At 70.6% G+C, this 7,482-nt stretch carries 7 protein-coding genes; 2 read left to right on the forward strand and 5 right to left on the reverse strand.

Features of this window, described 5'->3' with window-relative positions; genetic code table 11:
* Positions 1 to 710, forward strand: a 710-nt coding sequence (locus tag VOI19_RS10250; RefSeq protein ID WP_323792865.1) for a lytic transglycosylase domain-containing protein, incomplete at its 5' end; no start/stop codon positions are given.
* Between the two features lie 60 nt (positions 711 to 770).
* Here VOI19_RS10250 and VOI19_RS10255 read toward each other — a convergent pair.
* From VOI19_RS10255 to VOI19_RS10265, 3 genes are all read right to left on the reverse strand, one after another.
* Positions 771 to 1,565 (reverse strand): 3'(2'),5'-bisphosphate nucleotidase CysQ, encoded by a 795-nt coding sequence (locus VOI19_RS10255; protein WP_323792866.1) that lies wholly within the window; start codon positions 1,563 to 1,565, stop codon positions 771 to 773.
* Positions 1,566 to 1,631: 66 nt separating this feature from the next.
* Complete coding sequence (metG, locus tag VOI19_RS10260; protein WP_323792867.1) at positions 1,632 to 3,437, reverse strand: methionine--tRNA ligase; 1,806 nt, start codon at positions 3,435 to 3,437, stop codon at positions 1,632 to 1,634.
* Between the two features lie 59 nt (positions 3,438 to 3,496).
* Entirely contained in the window at positions 3,497 to 4,381 is an 885-nt protein-coding gene (locus tag VOI19_RS10265) for an MOSC domain-containing protein (protein WP_323792868.1), read from the reverse strand.
* Positions 4,382 to 4,422: 41 nt separating this feature from the next.
* Here VOI19_RS10265 and VOI19_RS10270 point away from each other — a divergent pair, with 41 nt between their 5' ends.
* Positions 4,423 to 5,670 carry a DUF2254 domain-containing protein gene (locus tag VOI19_RS10270; protein WP_323792869.1) on the forward strand — a complete coding sequence of 416 codons (1,248 nt, stop codon included), beginning with the start codon at positions 4,423 to 4,425 and terminating at the stop codon, positions 5,668 to 5,670.
* A gap of 3 nt (positions 5,671 to 5,673) precedes the next feature.
* Here VOI19_RS10270 and VOI19_RS10275 read toward each other — a convergent pair whose 3' ends face one another.
* Together VOI19_RS10275 and VOI19_RS10280 are read right to left on the reverse strand one after the other, a co-directional pair.
* Positions 5,674 to 6,294: a DsbA family protein gene (locus VOI19_RS10275; protein ID WP_323792870.1), complete on the reverse strand. Its 621-nt coding sequence runs from the start codon at positions 6,292 to 6,294 to the stop codon at positions 5,674 to 5,676.
* Positions 6,295 to 6,359: 65 nt separating this feature from the next.
* Positions 6,360 to 7,482 (reverse strand): hypothetical protein (locus VOI19_RS10280; protein ID WP_323792871.1); only part of this gene is annotated, 1,123 nt, incomplete at its 5' end.

Genomic DNA, 7,482 nt, shown 5'->3' on the forward strand with positions numbered 1-7,482 from the left:
TTGCCAATCAGGCCCGGCTGGCCGCGGCCGGCGAGCTCGCCCAGGTCGCCTACCGCGCGATCGGCACCCGACCGTCGTGGGACGAGCCCGTCCTGGCAAGCGTCCCGAAGGACCTGCGCCGGGCAGTGCGGCTCAACGTCGCCTCACGCCGGGAGTTCCGCTCGATGCACTCGACGCTGAGCGACACCCTGCCCGCCTGGCGCATCGTGCGACCCGAACCCGCCGACGACCTCGTGGCGTACTACCTCGAGGCCGAGGAGCGCTTCGGGGTCGACTGGGAGTACCTCGCGGCGATCAACCTGGTCGAGACCGGGATGGGTCGCATCCGTGGCTTCTCGGTGGCCGGCGCACAGGGGCCGATGCAGTTCATCCCCAGCACCTGGGAGGCCTACGGCTCGGGCGACATCAACGACCCGCGCGACTCGATCCTCTCGGCAGCGCGCTACCTGGACGCTCGTGGCTTCACCGAGCGCGACGGGGTCGCCGGAGCGCTCTACAGCTACAACAACCACCCCGCCTACGTGCGCGGGGTGACCGCGCTGGCCACGGTGCTACAGGACGACCCGCGGGCCTACCTCGGCTACTACCACTGGCAGATCTACTACCTCAGCAGCGCCGGCGACGTCGTCCTGCGCCCGGGCTACGAGTCGCGCCGCTCGATCCCGGTGGACCGGTTCCTGCGCAACAACCCCGAGGCCGCGAGCACCTGAACGGTCGAGACCGCACCAGGTCGGTCCAGGTCAGGCCGGGTCAGACCGGGTCAGACCCGGTCAGCCGATGTCGTGCGAAGTCACCCAGGCAACGATCTGGTCGGCCAGCTCGGGACGGCACACGATCAGGTCGGGCAGGTAGACCTCGTCCTGGTTGTAGCGCAGCGGGGTGCCGTCGATGCGGCTGGTGAAGAGGCCGGCAGCGCGGGCCACGGCCACCGGGGCGGCGCTGTCCCACTCGTACTGACCGCCGGCGTGCACGTAGGCGTCGGTGAGGTCGCGGGCGACCGAGAGCACCTTGACCCCGGCCGAGCCCATCGGCACCAGCTCGGCGCCCAGTTCCTCGGCGAGCCCGTGCACGAACTCCGGCGGACGGCTGCGCGAGACCGCGATGCGCGGCTTCGGCGCCGTCGACGGCGGCACGACGGGCGGGCGGCCGGTGTTGAAGGTCTCCCCCAGCACGGGCTGGGCCACGGCGCCCGCGGTGAGCTCGCCGCCCTCCCCTGCGCTGCGCTCCCACAGGGCCACGTGCACGGCCCAGTCGTCGCGCGGCGGCTCCGAGAACTCGCGGGTGCCGTCCAGCGGGTCGACGATCCACACCCGCTCCGCGGTGAGGCGGACCTTGTCGTCCTTGCCCTCCTCGGAGAGCACGGCGTCGTCCGGACGCAGCTCGGCCAAGAGGCCCATCAGCAGCTCGTGGGCGGCGGCGTCGCCGGCGTCCTTGAGCTCGCGGCCCTCCAGGCCCTCCTCGCGCACGGCGAGGAGACGTCGTCCGGCCTCCTCGGCCAACCAGGTGGCGAGCACGTGGTCGTCGGTGGCGGCTGCGGCGGGCGGGGTGCTGGGCGTGTAGGTCACGGCTGCACCTTAGTGCGGTACGCCGCTGTCACCTGGTGACACCCTCGTACCGCACTGATCCCCGACTCACTCAGCGGCGGGCGGAGCCAGCCGGGCCAGCTCCTCCTCGATCACCAGCGGATCGAGCTTGACGAAGACCGGGGTCGGCTTCTCGACCGGTGTGCCCACCACCAGCGGACGGCGCTTCCAGGCCGGGGCCGAGGTGTAGTCGCCGGTGATGACCGGGTAGCCGGGGCCGCCGTCGAGGTCGTCGACCTCGTCGATGCGCGGCATCGGGGCGATGTCGCCCGAGCCGCCGAAGACCGCGTCCACGGCGTTGGCCGAGAACGGCAGGAACGGCGCGAGGATCAGGTTGAGGTCGGAGACGCACTGCGCGACGACGTGCAGCACCGTGCCGAGTCGCTCGCGCTGCTCCTCGCCCTTGAGGGTCCACGGCGCGGTGTCGGTGACGTACTTGTTGACCTCACCGACGGCGCGCATCGCCTCGCCGATCGCCTGCTTCTGGCGGTGGCGGGCGATGAGGTCCCCGACCACGGCGAAGGTCTGCTCAGTCATCGCGAGCAACCGCTCGTCGTCCTCGGCGAGCACGCCCACGGGCGGCAGCTCACCGAAGTTCTTGGCAATGAGGGTGGCGGTGCGGTTGACCAGGTTGCCCCAGCCGGCGACGAGCTCGTCGTTGGTACGGCGCACGAACTCCGACCAGGTGAAGTCGGAGTCCTGGGCCTCGGGGCCGGCCGAGGCGACGAAGAAGCGGAACGCGTCGGGCTGGTAGCGGCTCAACAGGTCGCGCACGTAGATGACGACCTTCTTGGACGAGGAGAACTTCTTGCCCTCCATCGTCAGGAACTCGCTCGAGACCACCTCGGTGGGCAGGTTGAGCTCGCCGAAGGCGTGCTCGGTGCCGCCGTGCGTGCCCAAGCCTCCGTAGGCCAGCAGCTCGGCGGGCCAGATCTGGCTGTGGAAGGTGATGTTGTCCTTGCCCATGAAGTAGTAGGACAACGCCTCGGGATCGTTCCACCACGCGCGCCAGGCGTCGGCGTCGCCGGAGCGTCGCGCCCACTCGATCGAGGCCGACAGGTAGCCGATCACGGCGTCGAACCACACGTAGAGCTTCTTGGTCGGGTTGTCGCGCCAGCCGTCGAGCGGCACCGCGATCCCCCAGTCGATGTCGCGCGTCATCGCGCGCGGACGGATCTCCTTGAGGATGTTCTGGCTGAAGCGGATGACGTTCGGGCGCCACAGCTCGGTCGCCGCACGGCCGTCGAGCCACTCCGTCAACGCGTCGGCCAGCGCCGGCAGGTCGAGGAAGAAGTGCTGGGTCTCGATGAACTCCGGCGTCTCGCCGTTGATCTTCGACACCGGGTCGATCAGGTCGGCCGGGTCGAGCTGGTTGCCGCACGAGTCGCACTGGTCACCGCGGGCGCCCGGGGTCTTGCAGATCGGGCAGGTGCCCTCGATGTAGCGGTCGGGCAGCGTGCGCCCGGTCGAGGGCGAGATGGCGCCGTGGGTCGTCTGCTCGACGAAGTAGCCGTTGTCGTAGACGCCCTTGAACAGCTCCTGCACGACCGCGTGGTGGTTGCGCGTCGTCGTACGGGTGTAGAGGTCGTAGGTGCAGCCCAGCGACACGAGGTCCTCGGCGATGACCCGGTGGTTGGTGTCGGCGAGCGCCTGCGGCGTGACCCCCGCCTCGTCGGCGGCGATCAGGATGGGCGTGCCGTGCTCGTCGGAGCCGGAGACCATCAGCACGTCGTGCCCGGCCATCCGCATGTACCTGCTGAAGACGTCGGAGGGCACGCCGAAACCGGCCACGTGGCCGATGTGGCGGGGGCCGTTGGCGTACGGCCAGGCGACGGCGGACAGGACGTGAGTCATGCCCGTGATCCTAGGGTTCCGGGCTGCCCCGACCTACGCCGCCTCTCCTCGGGCTCCTGTCAGTGCACGTGGATCGGCGTGCGCAGCGGACCCTCGCCGGGTGGCACCGACTCCAGGACCTCCACCTCGTCACCGACGGCGATCCGAGGCGCGTCGGCGCCGCTCGGGTCGGTGACGTCGGGGATCAGGTTGACGCCGAACCACGTCTTGCCGTCCCAGCGCCGGGTTCGCGCCAGCGTGGCCAGCGGTTCGCGGCCGCGCTCGGCCGTCTCGGGGTCGACGGTCGTCATCACGCAGCGCTCGCACGCCTTCACCGCCCGGAAGGTGGCCTCGCCGATCCGGATCCTGCGCCAGTCGTCCTCGGCCCAGGCCTCGGCTCCACTGATCACCACGTTGGGGCGAAAGCGCGTCATCGCCAGCGGCGCCGCACCCGCGACGGCCTCGTTCAGGTCGGCGAGCGACCCCTCACTGGTGAGCAGGAGCGGGAAGCCGTCGGCGAAGGACACCCGGTCGTCGGCCTCGCTGTAGCGCTGGTCGGTCGGGCGTCGCTGCGGGTCGTCGAGCCACACCAGCCGCGCGTTGGTGCCCAGCACCTGGCAGATCCACGACGCCACCTCGGGCCCCGTCGGGACGGCTGTGATGAACGACGCGCCCACCCGCACCGGCACCTGCACGGCAGGGTCGGGCACCACGACGTCCATCGGCGCCGAGGGCCGGCCGTGGTCGCCGGGGGTGTGCAGGCGCAGCCCGGTCTCGGTGACCTCGGGTCGCAGCAGCAGCATCGCGTTGACCGTGCGGGCGGTGAGTGCGGTGCCGGTGTCGTCGACGATCATCCAGCGCCGGTCGCCCGCAAGACCCCACGGCTCGACGACCGCGTCGTCCAGCGCCTCCCCACGGCACGACTTGATGGGGTAGCGGCGTAGTGCGGAGAGTGTCATCGCCATGGGGCCGACCCTACGAGACCGGCACACGATAAACATGCCTGATGAGCACGCACCCCCCGACGACTCCGGCGCCCGCGCCGACCATGCGTCCCCAGGTCGACCGCGTACGACGGCGCCTCCGGCTGATCTTCGAGCCCTTCTGGGTCGTCCCCGCGGTGTGGTCCGCCTCCGCAGTGAGCCTCGGCCTGGCTCTCCCACAGCTCGACGCCGCGATCGGCTCGCCGCTGCTCTTCCAGGGCAGTGCCGACAGCGCACGCTCGGTGCTCTCGACCACGTCCGGGGCGATGATCTCGGTGACCGGCCTGGTCTTCTCGATCACGATCGTGGTGCTGCAGCTGGCGAGCAGCCAGTTCTCGCCACGCGTGATCGCGACCTTCCTCGAGGACCGCGTCACCCAGCACACGCTGGGGGTCTTCGTCGCCTCGTTCCTGTTCTCCCTGACGGTCCTGCGCTCGATCCCCGATGCCGGTGGGATGGACGACGCCGTCCCCGAGCTCGCGGTCACGTTGTCGTTCCTGCTCGTGCTGGGTGCGGTGGCGATGTTCTTGGCCTTCATCCAGCACATCACCCAGTCGATCGCGGTCTCGACCGTCATCCGGCGGGTGGGAGCACAGACCCGCGACCTGCTCGTGCGCAGCAAGGAGCGTCGCGCGACGTTGCCGAGCGCCGTGCCCGAGCTGCCGGACCTCAAGGGTCAGACCGTCGCGGTCGCGCGCCGCTCGGGCTACATCGACGCGATCAACTCCGGGCTGCTCCGCAACTGCGCCCTCGAACGCGGCACCCGCGTCGAGGTCCTCTACCCGCTCGGCAGCTTCGTCGCCGAGGGCGCTGCCCTGGCGATGGTGCACGGCCCGAGCGCCGACTCCGACTGGGACGAGCTCGTCGCGAGCGCAGTGGCGCTGCGCGCCGAGCGCTCCATGGAGCAGGACATGACGTTCGGCTTCCGGAGGCTCGTCGACATCGCCGAGCGCGCCCTGTCCCCCGGCGTCAACGACCCGACCACGGCGGTGCAGGCGATCGACGAGCTCCACGACATCCTGCGCCGCATGGTCGGCGACCCGTCAGTCGTGGGAGTGCACCTCGACCACGACGGCGCACCTCGGGTGCTCACCCAGGAATGGACCTTCGGCCAGTACCTCGACCTCGCCGTCGACGAGATCGCCCACTGGGGCAAGACCAGCCTGCAGATCCCCCGGCGGCTGCAGGAGATGCTCACCGACCTCGCGGTCGCAGCGCACGACGAGCACAAGCCCGTCGTGCTCGCGAAGAGCCACGAGATCGGTGGCTGAGCCTCACGTGAAGTCGAGGTCTCCGGTGCGGGAGCGCTTGAGCTCGAAGAAGTAGGGCACCTTCGCGACTGCGAGGCACCCGTCCCAGAGCTGGCCGGCCTCCTCGCCGCGCGGGATCTTCGACAGGACCGGGCCGAAGAACGCCGCGCCCTCGATCGCGATGGTGGGCGTGCCCACGTCGTCGCCGACCTGGTCCATGCCCTCGTGGTGCGACTTCGCCACCGCGTGGTCGAGCGAGGCGTCGTCCATCGCGTCGACCAGCTCGGGCTCGAGCCCTGCCTCGGCGAGCGCAGCGATGATCATGTCGCGGTCGATCTTCTGCTTCTCGTGGTGGATGCGCGTGCCCATCGCGGTGTAGAGCGGGAGCAGCACGTCGTCGCCGTGCTTCTCCTGCGCGGCGATCAGGACGCGCACCGGACCCCAGGCAGGTGCGAGCATCTCGCGGTACTCCTCCGAGATGTCCTTGTCCTGGTTGAGGTAGGCCAGGCTCATGACGTGCCACGACACCGAGATGTCGCGGACCTCCTCGACCTCCAGGATCCAGCGCGAGCTGATCCAGGCGAACGGGCACAGCGGGTCGAACCAGAAGTCGGCGCGGGGCAGGACAGCAGCGTCAGAGGTCATGCAGATCTCAACCACTTGCGCCGTTGCCTATTCCCGGCAGCACGACCGCCGTGCGCGGTTGAGGGCTACTTCTTCTTGCCCTTCCTGACCAGCACCGCGGCGACGCCGCGGCTGCGCTGGGCGATCCCGTCGCCGGCGAAGACCACCTTCACGGTGCGCTCCCCCGGCTTGAGACCGTCGAGCACGACGCGCACGAAGCCGTTGTCCAGGACGCCCTGCTCCTTGGTGCGACCGACCTTCACCCGGACCGGCCCGGACGGCGTGGTCCCCGGCGCGGCGACCCGGACGCGGACGACGGCCTTGCGCTTGCGGCCAGACGTCCGGACACCGACGGTGGACGGCGTCGTGGTGCGCGCGAAGTCGAAGGTCCGCACGATCGAGCGGTAGCGCGGCTTCGCCATCGTGATCTGCGCAGAGATCGCGTGCCCCACGTCCGCCTCGGTCGGCAGGTAGGTCGGCTCGAGGGCACCCTCGATCGCGATCCCGTCGCGCAGCCAGGCGTACGTCGTGGTGACGTCCTCGGGGTCGGTGGTGCCGGGCTCGACGGCGAGCTGGGCGCCGTAGTGGTTGCGTCCGGAGGCCGTGATCGGCGTGACCTCCTCGATGACACCCTCGACGACCGGTCCGACCGCCTGCGGGGCGGCCGCGGTGCCCTTGACGAAGCCCGAGCGGCGCGCCACCTCGGCGGCGGTGATCGTCGTGCCGACCATCGCGCTCGTCAAGGTGAGCTGACTCTGGGTCGCACCGCCGAGGAGGACCCCGTCGGAGCGCCACTGGTAGGACGTGGAGTCGGGCGTGGCCGACCAGGTGCCGGGAGTCGCAGTGAGGACGGCGTCCACCTCCGCGTCGCCGCTCACGGCCGGCGGGGCGGTGCTGACGAGCTCGCCCTTGGCGATCGGCTCAGTGGCCGGCGTGTCGAGGACGCCCGGAGTGTGTGCTTCCTTCGTCGCGGTGACGCGTGCGCTGACCTGCGCACCCACCTGGTCAGGTCCGGGGGTGAAGGTCTGCGCCGTGGCCCCCTCGATCGGGACCAGGTCGGCCAGCCACTGGTAGGTGTAGCTCGGCTTCGGCTTCCAGCGGCCCTTGGCCGCGCGCAGCGTCGCGCCGACCTGCGGGGTGCCACTCAGGCTCGGCGGCACCGTGTTCTTCACGGCCTTGTCGACGAAGTGGATGAAGCCGGTGGGCCAG

The sequence above is a fragment of the Nocardioides sp. genome, from assembly GCF_034670285.1.
Lineage (GTDB): Bacteria > Actinomycetota > Actinomycetes > Propionibacteriales > Nocardioidaceae > Nocardioides.

Bases quoted from the DNA above. Each gene is read 5' to 3' on its own strand.
- metG (WP_323792867.1), bottom strand. From the start codon at position 3,437: ATGACTCACGTCCTGTCCGCCGTCGCCTGGCCGTACGCCAACGGCCCC.
- VOI19_RS10265 (WP_323792868.1), bottom strand. From the start codon at position 4,381: ATGGCGATGACACTCTCCGCACTACGCCGCTACCCCATCAAGTCGTGC.
- VOI19_RS10270 (WP_323792869.1), top strand. From the start codon at position 4,423: ATGAGCACGCACCCCCCGACGACTCCGGCGCCCGCGCCGACCATGCGT.
- VOI19_RS10275 (WP_323792870.1), bottom strand. From the start codon at position 6,294: ATGACCTCTGACGCTGCTGTCCTGCCCCGCGCCGACTTCTGGTTCGAC.